At 74.3% G+C, this 15785-nt stretch carries 11 protein-coding genes, 3 tRNA genes and 1 pseudogene; 8 read left to right on the forward strand and 7 right to left on the reverse strand.

Annotation, left to right across the window (positions count from 1 at the left end; translation table 11 throughout):
- Positions 1-29: 29 nt before the first annotated feature.
- From BI06_RS08640 to BI06_RS08665, 6 genes and pseudogenes are all read left to right on the forward strand, one after another.
- Positions 30-1544, forward strand: a complete 1515-nt coding sequence (locus BI06_RS08640; RefSeq protein WP_030392564.1) for a hypothetical protein — start codon at positions 30-32, stop codon at positions 1542-1544.
- Between the two features lie 163 nt (positions 1545-1707).
- Positions 1708-2700, forward strand: a complete 993-nt coding sequence (locus BI06_RS08645; protein ID WP_030392563.1) for an SDR family NAD(P)-dependent oxidoreductase — start codon at positions 1708-1710, stop codon at positions 2698-2700.
- A 72-nt stretch (positions 2701-2772) separates the two neighbouring features.
- A pseudogene (locus BI06_RS08650) lies at positions 2773-3474 on the forward strand (NDP-sugar synthase); the annotation flags it as partial.
- Positions 3475-3638: 164 nt separating this feature from the next.
- Positions 3639-4544: an NAD(P)-dependent oxidoreductase gene (locus tag BI06_RS08655; RefSeq protein WP_030392561.1), complete on the forward strand. Its 906-nt coding sequence runs from the start codon at positions 3639-3641 to the stop codon at positions 4542-4544.
- The gene (locus tag BI06_RS08660) at positions 4541-5245 is read left to right on the forward strand and encodes a spherulation-specific family 4 protein (RefSeq protein WP_030392560.1); all 705 of its coding nucleotides are present in this window, start codon (positions 4541-4543) and stop codon (positions 5243-5245) included. Before BI06_RS08655 ends, BI06_RS08660 begins: the two co-directional genes overlap by 4 nt.
- Positions 5246-5267: 22 nt before the next feature.
- Positions 5268-6377: an endo alpha-1,4 polygalactosaminidase gene (locus BI06_RS08665; protein WP_233290071.1), complete on the forward strand. Its 1110-nt coding sequence runs from the start codon at positions 5268-5270 to the stop codon at positions 6375-6377.
- A 54-nt stretch (positions 6378-6431) separates the two neighbouring features.
- On the opposite strand, the gene BI06_RS08670 is transcribed toward BI06_RS08665, so the two are convergent.
- Positions 6432-6626, reverse strand: a complete 195-nt coding sequence (locus BI06_RS08670; RefSeq protein WP_030392558.1) for a hypothetical protein — start codon at positions 6624-6626, stop codon at positions 6432-6434.
- Between the two features lie 127 nt (positions 6627-6753).
- Here BI06_RS08670 and BI06_RS08675 point away from each other — a divergent pair, with 127 nt between their 5' ends.
- On the forward strand, positions 6754-7719 hold the full coding sequence (locus tag BI06_RS08675) for an aldo/keto reductase (protein ID WP_043466846.1): 966 nt from the start codon (positions 6754-6756) through the stop codon (positions 7717-7719).
- Between the two features lie 64 nt (positions 7720-7783).
- On the opposite strand, the gene BI06_RS08680 is transcribed toward BI06_RS08675, so the two are convergent.
- From BI06_RS08680 to BI06_RS08705, 6 genes are all read right to left on the reverse strand, one after another.
- Positions 7784-8914: a C40 family peptidase gene (locus tag BI06_RS08680; RefSeq protein ID WP_051740519.1), complete on the reverse strand. Its 1131-nt coding sequence runs from the start codon at positions 8912-8914 to the stop codon at positions 7784-7786.
- The gene (locus tag BI06_RS08685) at positions 8911-10230 is read right to left on the reverse strand and encodes an SPFH domain-containing protein (protein ID WP_051740521.1); all 1320 of its coding nucleotides are present in this window, start codon (positions 10228-10230) and stop codon (positions 8911-8913) included. Before BI06_RS08685 ends, BI06_RS08680 begins: the two co-directional genes overlap by 4 nt.
- Before the next feature lie 184 nt (positions 10231-10414).
- Positions 10415-13771 carry an Ig-like domain-containing protein gene (locus tag BI06_RS08690; protein WP_043466848.1) on the reverse strand — a complete coding sequence of 1119 codons (3357 nt, stop codon included), beginning with the start codon at positions 13769-13771 and terminating at the stop codon, positions 10415-10417.
- Between the two features lie 294 nt (positions 13772-14065).
- Positions 14066-14141, reverse strand: a tRNA-Arg gene (locus BI06_RS08695).
- A gap of 31 nt (positions 14142-14172) precedes the next feature.
- A tRNA-Arg gene (locus BI06_RS08700) sits at positions 14173-14248 on the reverse strand.
- A gap of 165 nt (positions 14249-14413) precedes the next feature.
- Positions 14414-14504: transfer RNA gene (locus BI06_RS08705), tRNA-Ser, on the reverse strand.
- A gap of 180 nt (positions 14505-14684) precedes the next feature.
- Here BI06_RS08705 and BI06_RS08710 point away from each other — a divergent pair.
- Positions 14685-15785 (forward strand): PAS domain-containing protein (locus BI06_RS08710; protein WP_149030335.1); only part of this gene is annotated, 1101 nt, incomplete at its 3' end.

Below are 15785 nucleotides of genomic sequence, written 5' to 3' on the forward strand. Positions count from 1 at the left end.
GACAGGCGCGTGTACCGCGAGGTGACCGCATGAGCGGGCCCCTGCGACTGGTTCCCGGCGAGGCGGTCGACGAGACCGTCCAGCTGCGGGTGCTGCCGCTCAAGCGGCGCCGCCCGACCCTGCCGCCCCAGCGCCCGCCGGTGCCGGAGCAGCTCGACCTCTCCGCCGACCCGCTGGACGAGCTCGCCGAGCGGCTGCGCGACATCTGCGCGGACGCGGTCCACCCGTACGAGATCGCGGCCATCCTCGAGTCCGACGGCCTCTCCGACGAGCAGGCGGCCCTGCTGTACGGCCGCCCCGATTCCTTCACCCTCGCCGAGGAGCTGTTCGAACGGGTCGAGCGCCGCTACCCCGGACCGAGTGCCGAGTTCGCCAACCCCTGGCGGGCCGATCCCTGGCGGTGCGTCGTGCGCGGCCTGGTGTTCGCCCTGCCCGGTCTCGGCTACCTGCTCGGCGCCAACCTCTTCGCCGCCGACCGGATGCGCTTCGGGCTGCCCTCGGGCATGCTCGCGCTGTCCGTCGCGACCCTGGTCAGCTGGTCCTGGAACCAGGCCCTGGCCCACCGCTCCTACGCCTGGCTGGGCCGGGGGCGGCGGCGGTCGGCCGCGGGCTGTCTGGCGATCGGAGCGCCGCTCGGCGCACTGACCGCGGCCGTCGCCGGCTATGTGGTCGGCGGACCGCTGGGCGCGCTGTGCTTCGCCGCCGGGCAGTCCGGCTACCTCGCGGCGGCCACCGTGCTGCTGGTGCTCGGGCGGGAGAAGTTCCTGCTGGTGGCGCTGGCACCGTCGGCCGTCGGAGCGGGGGTCGTGCTCGCCGTCGACGTGCCGCAGGTCGTCCGCACCTCGGTGCTGCTGGCCTCGCTCGGACTCGCGGTCTGGCTCGCCACCCGGGAGCTGCTGCGCTGCCGACGCGGCGAGGCCGATCCGGTCCCGCTGCGGCTGCCGCTGACCAAGGAGGTCCCGCACCTGCTGTTCGGCCTCGCCGTCGGCACCCTGACCCTGATCGCCGGACTCGGCGTCACCGTGCACCAGGCGGTGCGCACCGGCAGCGCCGAAGGCGTCTCGACCAGCCCGACGGGGCCGGCCATGATCGCCCTGACGCTGAGCCTCGGACTCGCCGAGTGGCTGCTCTTCCGCTACCGGGCGATGGCCGTGGCCGCGCTGCGCACCAGTCACACCCCGGTCGAGTTCGCCCGCCGCACCGGCGGTGTGCTGCTCGGCTGCCTCTTCATCTACCTCACCACCGTGGCCGCCCTCGACGCCGCCGCGACCGTGCTCTGGCCCGGCGCCCCGGCGCTGGGCGTCCCGGAGCTCGGCGCGCTGCTGCTGCTGGGCGGCTCGCTCTGGCTGGCGCTGCTGCTGAACGCCTTCGGGCTCAGCTGGAGCACCGCCCTCATCTGTCTGGCAGCCGCGGGCGCCGAAAGCGCCGGACTGCTGACCGGTGCGGACCCGACCGTCCTGCAGCTGATCGGCTGCGGGGCCGCGGCGGCCGTCCTCACCGCCCTCGCCGGGCCCGTGCTCGGCCGCACCACCAAGCACCGCTGATGCGGCGCCCGCTGAACCGGCACCGCTGAACAGCTGAACAGCTGAACAGCGCACCACGGAACCAGCACCGACCGAACCACCTCCGGCCGGGTCACCACACCGTCACCGCACCCGGCCGGTCCGTGCAGTACACGTCCCCGAAAGACACAGGAAGCGAATCACCATGAGCAGCGTCGCCGTCACCGGAGCCGAGGGTTTCATCGGCTCCCACCTCGTCGAGGCCCTGGTCGCCGACGGGCACCATGTCCGCGCGATGGTCCAGTACAACTCGTTCTCGTCCTTCGGCTGGCTGGAGACCCTCTCCAAGGAGGTGCTGGACTCCGTCGAGATCGTTCTCGGCGACGTCCGCGACCCCGGCTCCGTGAACGGCCTGGTGAAGGGCACCGAGGCGGTCTACCACCTGGCCGCCCTGATCGCGATCCCGTACTCCTACCAGGCCCCGCACTCGTACATCGAGACCAACGTCACCGGCACCCTGAACGTCCTGGAGGCCGTGCGCCACCTGGACATCCCCCGCCTGGTGCACACCTCGACCAGCGAGACCTACGGCACCGCGCAGACCGTGCCGATCTCCGAGGACCACCCGATCAACACCCAGTCCCCGTACGCCGCCTCCAAGGCCGGCGGGGACCGGCTGGCCGACAGCTACCACGCCAGCTTCGAGACCCCGGTCGTCACCCTGCGCCCGTTCAACACCTTCGGCCCGCGCCAGTCGATGCGCGCCGTCATCCCGACCGTGATCGCCCAGCTCGCGGCCGGCGAGACCGAGATCACCCTCGGCGACCTGCGCCCGACCCGTGACTTCATGTTCGTCAAGGACACCGCGCTGGCCTTCCGCACGGTCGGCACCGCCCCCGCCGAGGCCGTCGTCGGCCGCACCTTCAACGCCGGCACCGGCGGCGAGATCTCGGTCGGCGACCTGGTCACCCTGGTCGGCAAGCTGATGGGCGTCGACGTCACGGTGAAGGAGGACGAGCAGCGCATCCGCCCGACCAACTCCGAGGTCATGCGCCTGGTCGCCGACGCCACCCGGCTGCGCGCCGCCACCGGCTGGACCCCGCAGTACTCCCTCGAGGAGGGCCTGGAGCAGACCATCGAGTTCTTCCGCGACCCGTCGAACCTGGCCCGCTACAAGACCGACATCTACAACGTCTGATCCGGTCCCGCCTTCCGGCCGCTCCCGGCACCGAAGGTCCCTTGTCGCATCGACTTCCGTGGGGGAACCACCATGCACGCAGTGATCCTGGCCGGCGGTAAGGGCGTTCGACTCCGCCCGTACACCACCGCGCTTCCCAAGCCGCTCGTCCCGATCGGCGACCAGCACGCGATCCTGGAGATCGTGATGCGCCAGCTCGCCGCCGCGGGCTTCCAGACCGTCACCCTGGCCATCGGCCACCTCGGCCACATCATCCGCGCCTACGTCGGCAACGGCTCCCAGTGGGGGCTGCGGGTCGGCTACGCCGTCGAGGACAGCCCGCTCGGCACCCTCGGTCCGCTGCTCACCATGCAGGACCGGCTGCCGGACAACTTCCTGGTGATGAACGGCGACGTCCTCACCGACCTGGACTTCGCCGGGGTGCTCAAGCACCACGAGTCGTCCGGGGCCCCGCTCACCATCGCCACCTACGCCCGCCAGGTGAAGATCGACTTCGGCGTGCTGACCGCCGAGGACGGTGCCATCACCGGTTTCCAGGAGAAGCCGAGCATCGACTACCGGGTCTCGATGGGCGTGTACGGCGTCTCCCGCGCCGCGCTCGCCAAGTACACCCCGGGTCTGCCGCTGGGCTTCGACGAGCTGGTGCTGGACCTGCTCGCCGCCAGGACCCCGCCGTCCGCCTACGAGTTCGACGGCTACTGGCTCGACATCGGCCGCCCGGACGACTACGACCGGGCCAACGCCGAGTTCTCGCTCAACCGCTCGCTGCTGCTCCCGGACGAGCCGGTCATCACCGGCCCCGCCGCGGGAGAGGGCCTGTACGCGGTGCCGAACGGCCAGGACCGGCCGGTCCCCGCCGCCCGCACGGCGATCGACGCCGCCGACGGGCAGCCGGCCGCGGCGGTGCCGACCGGCCCCGAGAACGACGGACGGGCCGCGTGAGGATCCTGCTGCTCGGCGCCGACGGCTTCCTCGGCCGCCACGCCGCCACCGCCCTGCGGTCCCTGCCCGGTGCCACCGTGCTGACCGCCGGGCGGCGGCCCGACCACGACCTGCGGCTCGACCTGGCCACCGCCCAGGCCGGTCCGCTCGGCGAGGAACTGGCCGCGCACGCCCCGGACGCGGTGGTCAACTTCGCGGGTGCGGTGGCCGGCAGCGCCGTCAAACTCGCCGAGGTCAACGCCCGCGGCCCGGCCGTGCTCTGCGAGGCGCTCGAACAGGGCGCCCCGAAGGCCCGGCTGGTGCACATCGGCTCGGCCGGCGAGTACGGCGTCTGCGCCCCCGGCAGCTCGCTCGCCGAGGACGCCGACGCCCGCCCGGTCGGCGTCTACGGCGCCACCAAGCTGGCCGGCTCCCTCGCGGTGGCCGGCTCGCCGCTGGACGCCGTGGTGCTCCGGGTGTTCAACCCGGTCGGCCCCGGCGCCCCGGCCGGTTCGCTGCCCGGCCGGCTCGCCGCCGAGCTGCGCCGGGCCGCGGCGGAGGGCACCGACGGGGTGGTGCGGGTCGGGGACCTCTCGGCCCACCGCGACTTCGTCGACGCCCGGGACATCGCCCGCGCGGTCGCCCTTGCGGTGGCCGCCGAGGGTCCGCTGCCGCGGCTGCTCAACCTGGCCTCCGGGCAGGCCCGGCCGGTCCGGGCGATCGCCGACGGCCTGGTCGCGGCGGCCGGCTTCACCGGCCGGATCGACGAGAGCGGCGCCGGCTCCGAGCGCTCCGCCGCCGTCTCCTGGCAGCAGGCCGACGTGTCGGCCGCCGCCGGGGCACTCGGCTGGCACCCGGAGACCGGGCTCGACGAGACCCTGCGCGACCTCTGGCTCTCCACCGAACCGCTGGTCACCGCATGACGGGCGCGAGCCACCACGACGGCCGCCTGCTGGTGCCGCTGTACGTCCACCCCGCGGTGGACCCGGCGGCCTGGCAGGCGGTCGCCGCCGCCGACCCGAAGCGGATCGCCGCCGTCGTGCTCAACCTCGCCGACGGGCCGGGCGACCCCGACCATGTGTTCACCGAGGCCGCCGAGGAGCTCCGCAAGGCCGGTCTGCCGCTGCTCGGCTACGCCGACACCGACTACGGCCGGCGGCCGCACGCCGCCGTGGTGAACGACATCCTGACCTACCGTCAGCGCCACGGCATCACCGGCGTCTACCTGGACCAGGTGTCGGCCGCGCCCGGCGCGCTGCCGCACTACCGGCGCCTCGCCACCGCGGCCCGCGCCGCCGGCTGCGCCACCGTGGTGTTCGGCCACGGCGACCACCCGGACCCCGGGTACGCCGAGGTCGGCCTGGCCGACCTGCTGGTCACCTTCGAGGGCGACTGGGCGGCGTACCAGGAGGTGGCCCTGCCGCTGTGGACCGGCCGGCACGCCGCCGCCCGGTTCTGCCACCTGGTCTACGACGTGCCCGTCGAACGCTCCGGGGAGGCGGCCGCGCTGATCGCCGCCCGCCGGGCCGGCGTCGGCTGCGCCGTGCCGGGCACCGGGGACAACCCCTGGCGCACCCTGCCGCACGAGCTGACCGTCGGTCGGCCCGTCACCGAACCCACCTGACCCCACTCGGAGTTCGAGCACCGTGACCCGCCGCACCCGGCCCCTGGCCGCCGCCCTCGCCCTCGCCACCGCCGTCGCCCTGCTGGCGACCTCGTGCAGCAGTTCGGGTTCGGAGGACGAGGACGACCCCTCGGCCGACGCCACCGGCGCGCAGCCCCCGGCGGCCACCGCCGCCCCCGTCCCGGGCACTCCCGGCACCCCGGACGCCCCGTCCTCCCCCGCCGACCCGGGCACCCCGACGACGCCGGCCCCCGGCACCCCGTCGGTCCCGCCCGGCACTCCGGGCACGCCTTCCGTCCCGGGCACTCCCAGCGCTCCCGGCACCCCGGGCCGCCCCACCACGCCCGGCACCCCGACCGGACCCGGTACCCCCGGCACTCCGGCCGTCCCCGGCACCCCGGGCACTCCCGGTACGCCGGCCGCCCCGGCCGGTACCCGCTGGCAGCCCACCCCCGGCCTCGCCTGGCAGTGGCAACTCGGCGGCGGCGTGGACCAGTCCGTCGACGTCCCGGTCTACGACATCGACGGCTTCGAGACCGACGCCTCCGTGGTCGCCGCGCTGCACGCCAAGGGCCGCAAGGTGATCTGCTACATCAACGCCGGTTCCTGGGAGGACTTCCGCCCCGACGCCGCCGCCTTCGCCCAGGCCCTCCAGGGCTCGGGCAACGGCTGGAAGGGCGAGAAGTGGTTCGACATCCGCAAGCTCGACCAGCTGAAGCCGCTGATGGCGGCCCGCTTCGACATGTGCCGACAGAAGGGCTTCGACGCCGTCGAACCCGACACCATCGAGGCGTACAACCAGAACAGCGGCTTCCCGCTGACCGCGGACGACCAGCTCCGCTACAACCGCATGCTCGCCACGCTCGCCCACGAACGCGGCCTGGCGATCGGTCTGAAGAACGACCTGGACCAGGTCCCCGCCCTGCTGGGCGACTTCGACTTCGCGGTGAACGAGGAGTGCGCGCAGTTCGACGAGTGCGGCCGGCTCTCGCCCTTCATCCAGGCGGGCAAGGCGGTGTTCCACGTCGAGTACAAGCTCGGCACGGACCGGTTCTGCGCCAAGACCAAGGCCCTGGGCTTCAGCTCGATGCAGAAGAAGCTCGAACTGGACGCCTGGCGGAAGCCCTGCTGACGCAGGGACGGCGGCCGCGCGGCCGCCGGACCGCCAGGCGATCAGCCACGAGGGTTACTTGACCGCCAGCCAGATGACGGCACCCACCACCACGAGCACACCCACGGCGATCGCCGCGATCATGCCCGTGCGGCTGCCGCTGGCGCCGTAGGTGTTGACGGAGCCCGGCGCCTGGGGTGCCGGGGTCTCGTCGACGAAGGCCCGGAACATCTGGGTGCTGCCGGCGGGGTCGTAGTCGTTGTCAGCCATGGCAGGGACTCTAACGAATCCGCGGACCGCCCCGACACCCGGTCTCCGCACTACGACTGTGCGACAAGCATGTGAAGTACCCCACGACCCCGGAATGTCCGTCCCACCGATCGGGTTGACTCGGACCATGACCGATTCCCGCAGCGACGCCCCCCGTTACGCGCAGCTCGGTGACTCCGAGCTCTCGGTGTTCCCGCTCTCCCTCGGCGGCAATGTCTTCGGCTGGACCGCCGACGAGGCCGAGTCCTTCGCCGTCCTCGACGCCTACGCCGCGGCCGGCGGCAACTTCGTGGACACCGCCGACACCTACTCCTCCTGGGTCCCGGGCAACACCGGCGGCGAGTCCGAGACGATCATCGGGAACTGGCTGCGCAGCCGGGGGAACCGCGACTCCGTCGTGGTCGCCACCAAGGTCGGGCTGCACCCCGAGGCGCGCGGGCTGCGCGCGGCCAACATCAAGTCCTCCGCCGAGGGCTCGCTGCGCCGTCTCGGCGTCGAACACATCGACCTCTACTACACCCACCAGGACGACGACACCCCGGTGGAGGAGTTCGTCACCGCCCTGAACGCGCTGGTGCGCGAGGGCAAGGTGCGCGCCGTCGCCGCCTCCAACATCGGCGCCGACCGGCTCGCCGAGTCCCTGGCCTTCGCCGAGCGCGAGGGCCTGGCGAAGTACGTGGCCGTCCAGCCGCACTACAACCTGGTCTCCCGCGGCACCTTCGAGGGCCCGCTGGCCGAGGTGGTCGCCGCGCACGGCCTCGCCACCGTCCCCTACTACGCGCTGGCCTCGGGCTTCCTCACCGGCAAGTACCGCCCGGGCGGCACCTCGGTGACCAGCGCCCGCGCCGAGGGGGCCGGCCGCTACCTGGACGGCCCGCGCGGCCCCAAGGTCCTGGAGGCGCTCGACACCGTGGCCGCCGAGCAGGAGGTCGAGCTCGCCACCGTCGCCCTGGCCTGGCTCGCCGCCCGGCCGACCGTCGCCGCCCCGATCGCCAGCGCCCGCACCGTCGACCAGCTCCCGCCGCTGCTGGCCGCCGCCGCGCTGGAGCTCACCCCGGCGCAGACCGCGCTGCTGGACGACGCCTCCGCCTGACCCCGGCTCCGTCGCCGCGCGGCCCGCGTCGTCCACAGGCTGTGGACAACGCGGGCCGCCGCCGTCACGGCCGGCCGAAGTGGGTCGGCCGGAAGCCGCTGCTGATCACCGACACCCGGACGGTCTTCCCCGGCCGGGGCGCCTCGACGAACTTCCCGCCGCCCAGGTAGATCCCCACATGGTGGATCCCCGAGGCCCGGCCGCTGTCCGACCAGAACAGCAGGTCACCCCGGCGCAGCCGGTCCTGCGCGATCGGGGTGGTCGCCGCGTACTGGTCGTCGGCCACCCTCGGCAGCGCGACGCCCGCCCGCCGGAAGGCCTGCTGCACCAGCCCCGAGCAGTCGTAACCGGTGGGACCGTCGCCGCCCCACACATAGGGCTTGCCGAGCTGGGCCAGCGCGTAGCCGATCACCGACTCCGCCCGGTCCGAGGAGGGTGCCTGGTCCTCGGCCGACGTCCCGCCGCCCGACCGGCCGGTGCGGTCGAGGTAGATGTCGTAGTGGCTGGTCCAGCGCCACTCGCCCCGGGCGTTCTTGAACCAGTACCTGGAACCGTCCCAGCCCTGGCGCGGTCCGGCGGAGCGGACGGCCGCTTCGGGAGCGACCGGCTGCGCGGTGGAGCCGGTCGGGGCGGTCGAGCCGGTCGAGCCGGTCGAGCCGGTCGGGGCAACGGCTGTGGACGAGCCACCGGCGGTGGTCGAGGAGCCGGCGGAGGACGAGGAACCGGAGCCGCCCACGGCCTTCACGTACACGCTGTAGTGGCCGGTCCAGCGCCACTCGCCCCGGGCGTTCTTGAACCAGTACTTGGAACCGTCCCAGCCCTGCTTGCCCGGCGCCGCCTGCGCGGCCCCGGCACCGGCGGTCAGTCCGACCACCCCGGCGCCGGCCAGCACGGTGGTGGCCAGGCAGGCAGTGCGCACCGCCCGGTGTATTCGGCCGCCCCCGGACGGCCGAGCCGTTCGGGGGGTGCGCGGCCGGGCCGCGCAGTGCGGGCAGCCGCAGCCCGCGCCGCCGAGGCGTTCCTCGAAACCGTCCGGGGTGTCGAGGCCCTCGAAACCGTCCGGGCCCTCGATGCCCTCGAAGCCCCGGTGGGCGTCGGATCCGTCGAAGCCGTCGAAGCCGTCGCGCGCGTCGAACCCGTCGGCGGTCCCGTCCATGAATGCGAGGCCGACGTCCGTGCCGCTGGCTATCCTCATGCCGGTCGTCCTTCCTTCCGCCCGGCCCGGGCGGCCGGGGGCGGTACCGAGGCGGCCACTCCGGCCGGGGCGACGAAGGCGACCAGCAGGTGCTCCATCAGCGCACTCCGGGCGGCCTCGTCCAACTCGTGCGCGGTGGCGCGCTCCAGTCGGCGCACGGCGAGCGCCGCCGCCTCCACCGCGTCGTCCACCAGCACCGTGCGCAGGCCCGCGTCCAGATCGGCCAGTCGGCGCCGGCGCATCGACTCGGCCACCTCCGGCGCGTAGTCCAGCGCCAGCGGCTGCGCCGAGTACACCTCCAGCCCGGCCGGGGCGACCTCGGCGGCCAGCGCCCGGGTCAGCTCGTCGGCGAACCACTGGCCGTCGCGCAGAGCCGGGCCGGGTGCCGCGTTGCTGTCGCAGGGCAGGGTGGAGGCGGTCCTGGTGAGCACCGCCTGGACCTGCTCGCGCAGATAGCTCTCGTGGTCCTCGATCGCCAGCACCGCTCGCGCGGTGTCCTTGACCCGCCACACGATCAGCAGCCGGACCACGATCGGCGTCCCGGTGCGGTCGACCACCTTGGCCGGCTCGCTGCGCCAGTGCCGCAGCCGGACGTCCACCCGGCGACGGCGCAGCAGCGGGTTCACCCAGACCAGGCCGGTACGGCGGACGGTGCCCCGGTAGCGGCCCCAGCGGGTGAGCACCCGGGTCTCGCCGCCGGCGTTGGCCAGCAGTCCGGCGAGCGCGAGCACGACGAGCAGCCCGGCGGCGGTCACGGCGGCCACCGAACGGGCGGTCACCTCGGCCCGGCCACTGGCCCGGGCGGCGTCCGCGCGCAGATCGGGCAGCGCGTCCCAGTGCGGGACGACTCCGTCGCGCACCAGCACCAGCAGGACCGCGGCCGTGCCGAGCAGCAGCGCCAGTAGCGCGACCCAGCCCGGCAGACCGGCCGCGTTCCGCTCGCGGAGCGCCTGGTCGGCGCGCGGCGGCCGGCGCGAGGTGGCGGCCGCCGGCATCCCGACCGGGACCGCCTCCGGCTCCACGACCGGGAACGGGTCCGCGACCGGGAACGGCGGCGGGGCCACCTGGACCGTCCGGGCGGCCGGCTCCGCCACTTCCAGCGGATCGCGCGGATCGGCGGAGGAGCCGGCGGGTCCGGGGAGGACCGTGAGCGGAGTGGTCGGCGGACCGCTGTCGGCCGGTCCGGCGGCCGACCCGGATGTCCGCAACACCTTGGCGAGCGGGCTGGAGCCGGAGGCGGAACGTTCCGGCAGCGCCGGGGGAAGTGCTTTGGGCAGGTGGTCGGGTCGCTGCGAAGAGTCGCGGGTGACGTCCATGCACGGATCCTCAGGTTCAGTGTGTCGCGCAACGGGCGGCCCGGATCTGACGGGCAGTGCCAGAGTCAGGCTAAGTTCATACGTCATCAAATGCGACATTTGAGCTATGTGTGTCGACATTTCCTGACGAATCATCCGAAGCCGGAGCTGACGCGCAGGCACATGAGCGGATGGTGGGAGCGGTTCAGCGCCTCCGGGTCCCGGTTCCCCTGGCGAGCACCCGACGGGTGATCAGCCCGATCCCGGCGAGCACCAGCAGGAGCCCGGCGAACGCGCCGCGCCAGGCGTCCGACCGCTGCCGGTCGGCAGCCACCGGCGACGAGGGGTCCACCGGCCCGGCCGCCCGCTGCTGCCCGCGCTCGGGCGGGGCAGCCGGGCCCCGGACCCGGTCGGACCGGTCCCGGTCCGGGGCGGAGACGTCCGCCGGATCCGGGTCGGCCCCGGTCGGGGTGGCGGCCGCCGCCGTCGGGCTCGGGGTGGCGGTGGAAGTGGGCGTGGGGGTGGGGGTGGGGGTCGGAGTGGCAGTGTGGGCAGGGATCGCGGACGCGGACGCGGTCACGGTCGGACTCGGGCTCGGGGACGTCGTGGCGGAAGCGGTCGGGGGGACGGCCGGGGACGGACTGCCGGTGGCCGAAGCCACCGCCACCGGAGCCGCGCTCGCCGAGGGCGAGGCCACCACCGGCGGGACGACGATCGGCAGCAGCCCCGACGGGACGGGATCGAGGACCGGCTCGGCCACGGTCGGAGACGGCACCGACGGGGTGAACGGAGCGGACGGGGTGGACGGGGTCGACGCGGAAGCGGTCGAGGGGACGACCGGGGACGGACTGCCGGTGGCCGAAGCCACCGCCACCGGGGCCGCACTCGGCGAAGGCGAGGCCACCACCGGAGCCCCCGCCGCCCCACCGACCGGCGGGACGACGATCGGCAGCAGCCCCGACGGGACCGGATCGAGGACCGGCTCGGCAACGGTCGGAGACGGCACCGACGGAGCGGACGGAGCGGACGGAGCGGACGGGGTCGACGGGGTCGGCGGCACCGGCACCGAGGGCGAGACCGTCGGGGACGGGACCGCCGCCGTCGGGGACGGGGAGAGCGCAGGCGTGGGCGACGACGACGGCACGACCGTCACCGCCGTGGGCGCCCCCGTGGACGTCACCGTGGGCGTCGGTACCGGCGTCGGGGCAACGCTCGCCGTCGGAGCCGGAGTCACTGAAGGAACCACCGAAGGAGTCACCGATGGAGTCATTGACGGCACCACCGTGGGAATCACGTCCGGCGTCGGCGTCGGCGCGGGCGTCGGCGCGACCGCCCCGCCCGCCGGAGCGACGGTGACCGCCACGGCCTCCGCCGCCGTCCCGTTCCCCGCCAGGTCGGTCGCGGTGACGACCAGCCACTGCTCCCCTTCCGGCAGATCACGGTTCGCCGTGCAGGCCCAGCTGCCGTCGACGGCGGCCGTCGTCCCGCAGGCGACGATCCGCGCGGCCTCGGCGGCGCGCTCCGGCCGCGCGGTGACCAGCACCTGGGCCCCCGGTTCGGCCCTCCCGGCGAGCCGGGGCCGGGCGACCCGGAGGGTCTCCCCGGCGGTCGGCGCCGTGAGCACCGGACGGTCCGGCGGCACGGTGTCGACCACCAGCTCGACCGCCTGACCGGGGGTCCGGTTCCCGGCGAGGTCGGCGGCGGTCGGGGTGAGCCGGTGCCGGCCGTCCGCCAGGTTCTCCACCGGCAGGCAGGACCAGCCGCCGTCGGGCCGGACCCCCGTGCTGCACAGGTCGGTCCCCTGGCCGCCGGAGCCGCCGCCCCCGGCGGCCGCCTCGCGCGTTCCGGCCGACCGGTCGACCACGGTCACGGTGCTGCCCGGCTCGCCGGTGCCGGCCAGCTGCAGGCCCGGGTCGTTGGTGAACTCGGGCAGGGTGAGCACCGGCGCGCCGGGGGGCGCGGTCTTGACGGTGATCCGCACCGGCTCGCCGCGCAGCACCACGCCACCGCCGGTGGTCTCCACCGGGGTGAGGCTGTGTCGGCCCGCGGCCAGCGCCGTGTCCGGGCGGCAGGACCAGTCGCCACCCCGGGCGACCCGGGTCCGGCAGAGCGCGGTGTCGCCCTCGCGGATCTCGACGGTGGCACCGGCCACCGCGCCCTCGCCGGAGATCCGGGGGCGGGCCTCGGCGAGGGTGGTGCCGTCGACCGGCTCGGAGATCTCCGGGCGGGCGGCCCCGACGGTCAGCCGGATCCGCTGGTCCGAGACCTGCCCGGAGTCGGCGAAGCCGCCGGCCGGCACCAGCTGGGCGGCGTCCCGGCCGATCCGCAGCCGGGCCCAGGTCTCGCCGGAGGCCGCGTCGGCGGGGACGGTCCACTCCAGCGAGGCGCTGTGCCCGCCGGGGGCGACGTCGGTCTGCACCCGCTCGGTGGCGTCGAAGCGGCCGTTGCGGTTGAAGTCGACCCAGCCGGCCAGGGTGGCGGAGGAGTCGCCGACCGCGACCGGGACGGTGAGCCGGTAGTCGTGGCCGATCGCCGCCTCGGCGGGGTAACTGACGGCCGGGTCGGCGCCCTGGTACTCGCCCCGGCCGGGCTGGAGCTGCGGCGGTGGCGGGTTGGCCCCGCCGTCCCCTCCACTGCCGCCGCCCGTGGATCCGTCCCCGCCGCCGGTGCCGCCGTCCGTGGACCCTTCCCCGCCGCCGTCCGCCCGTCCGGCGTCGGCGCGCCGGAACAGCCAGCCGGGCCGCCCGTCGGCCTTGGCGCCCTGGGTGGCGGCGTCACCGCCCAGGTAGAGGTCGGAGAGCAGGTGGGAGGCGTTGCCGTAGCCCTGCGGCGCGGTGCCGACCCCCTCGTCGAGGGTGACCGTGTAGGCCTGGGTGAGCGGGGCCGGGGCGGTGGTGGATCCGGCCCGGGCGGTCGAGCGCCGCTCGACCCGGAAGACCGCCGTGCGGAAGGTGCCGGCCAGCTCCAGGCTGCCCTCGGCGGCGGACCCGGGGTCGCCGTCGGCGCCGCCGTCGGCCCGGGCGGGGGCGAGCGTGTTGCCGTCGACCGTCCAGCCGGGCCAGTCGGTGCGGTTGACCAGGGTGGGCGCGGCCGGGGAGCCGCCGGTCAGGGTGAGCCTGGTCGCGGTGCCGGTGGAACCGGATTTCGCGGTGGTGATTCCGGCGAGTCCGCTGAGGTGCAGCCGGGGATTGCGGACGGCCCGGGAGAATGTCAGCCGGAGCGTTCCGACGGTGCGCCAGGAACCGTCCGTCTGCGGACGGTCCTCGGAGATCCGGAAGGACTGAGCGGGATCCCCGGGCCGGAGTCCGTCGGCGTAGAGCGCGCGGGAACGGCCGCCGCCGGCGCGGTCCGCCAATTTCCCCGGGCCGGCGGTGACCGACATCCCGGGGTCGGCGGAGAAGTCCAGTCGGACGGAGAGCCCGGAGGGCAGCACCGCGCCGCGTTCGGCGTTCCAGCTCCCGGGGGACTGCTGGGCGGCCGAGGGCGGCGGGTTCCAACCGATCAGCAGCCCGGCCACCAGGACCGCGGCGGCACCGGCCGCAGCCGGGAACTGTCGGTTCATCCGGCTCTCCTTCACATCGGCTGCCGGGCGGCCTGGGTGACCGGGCAGTCTGGACACAAGATGTGACAAAACGGAATCACGATCCTGGTCCGGTCATACCGCGACACTTGCACTATTGGCCGTATGACACCCGATTGGCAGCCTCAGGCCCCCGGCAGGACGGGATGTACCCGAAAGGTACGCATTCCACCCATTGCCCCCGCGCGGGGCCGGACCGCCCGCGCCCGCCCGGAGCACGACGGGGAGCCCCGGAAACGAAAGAACCCCCGGCCACCAGGGCCGGGGGTTCTCTTCTGGTGCGCTCAGCAGGATTCGAACCTGCAACCTCTTGATCCGTAGTCAAGTGCTCTATCCGTTGAGCTATGAGCGCAAGTGCCGGACGGATCCGGTCTTGCGGGGTTTGGTGCGCTCAGCAGGATTCGAACCTGCAACCTCTTGATCCGTAGTCAAGTGCTCTATCCGTTGAGCTATGAGCGCTCGCCCCGGTGAACGTTCCAGCGGGGCGGTGCGGGGACAACATTACATGACCTGCGGCGAGGGGCGAAATCGATTGATCCGGGCACCTCGGGCGGCCCGCGGCGGCAGGCCGCGGACATGGGAAGAGCCCCGCCGACAAGATCGTCGACGGGGCTCTTCCGGCTGCGGAGGCTGAGGGATTTGAACCCTCGATCAGGAATAACCCCGAAACCGCATTAGCAGTGCGGCGCCATAGACCGGACTAGGCGAAGCCTCCTCCACATGGACCAACCCCGCGTGCGCGGAGCCGTTCCCTGTGCCTGTGATGATGCCACAACCCGGGGGCCCGGCACCAACCGCCGACAACGTTACTAGGCGGGTCGTCCTCGCCGCAAAGAAGAATGAGATACTGCCCTCTCCGGAGAGAGCTGCCCTGAAGCCGAGGAGACCTGTCGACGTGAGCAGCAGGCCGATCCGAGGCGCTGCTCGCCTCGCCGCCATACTCGACGCCCTGCCCGATGCGTTGTTGCTGGTCAACAGCAACGGCACGGTCGTCGATGCCAACACCGCGGCCGTACAGGCGCTCCAGGCGCCCGGCACCTCACTGGTCGGCATGGGTGTGCTCGACCTCCTGCCGGAGTTCGACCCGAGCCGGATCCCCGGTTCGATGCGACCCGCCACCCGCGAGGACGAGGCGCTCGACCGCCCGGTCCGGATGACGGCCCGGCGCACCGACGGCAGTACCTTCCCGGTCGAGGTGTCCGGCAACGACTTCGACGACGACGGCTCCGGCGCGGGCGAGGGCCGGGGCTACGCGGTCTCCTCGCTGGTCCCCTACGACCCGTACCGCGAGGGCTCCCGCTCCTCCGACCTGCTCCTGCTGCTGGTCCGCGACCTGACCGGCCGGCTCGGCGTCGAGGCCGAGCTGCGCCGTCAGCACAAGCAGACCGAGATGATCCTGCGGGCCGCCGCCGAGGGCGTGCTCGGCGTCGACCTCGAAGGCCGCTGCGTGCTGGTCAACCCGGCCGCCGCGCACATCCTGGAGTACCGGGCCAGCGAGCTGGGCGGCCGGGAGCTGCACCCGCTGATCCAGCACTCCCGGGCCGACGGCACCCCGCTGTCGCTGGAGGAGTCCGCGCTGCTGGACACCCTGACCTCCGGCCGCAAGCACCGGGTGCGCGGCACCGTGCTGTGGCGCAAGGACGGCCGGCCGGTCACCGTCGACCTCACCACCGCCCCGGTCCGGGACGGCGACCAGCTGGTCGGCGCGGTCATGACCTTCACCGACCGCAGCCGCGAACTCGCGCTGGTCGCCCGCAACGAGCACCTCACCGCCGTCCTGGAGAGCGAGCTCGGCGGCGCGCTGACCGCGCTGCACCGACGGATCGACACCCTCGCCGCCGACCCGGCCGGGCAGCTCTGGCCGGAGGCCAACTGGACGCTGCGCCGGCTCGCCGACGAGTGCCGCCGGTTCGGCAAGCTGATCGACGGTGTGCTGGCCCACCAGCGCTCCGAGGCCGGCGAGAGCGCCGCCGCCGCGGCGGCCGCGGACGGCAAG

This window comes from Kitasatospora sp. MBT66 (genome assembly GCF_000710405.2).
GTDB lineage: Bacteria > Actinomycetota > Actinomycetes > Streptomycetales > Streptomycetaceae > Kitasatospora > Kitasatospora purpeofusca.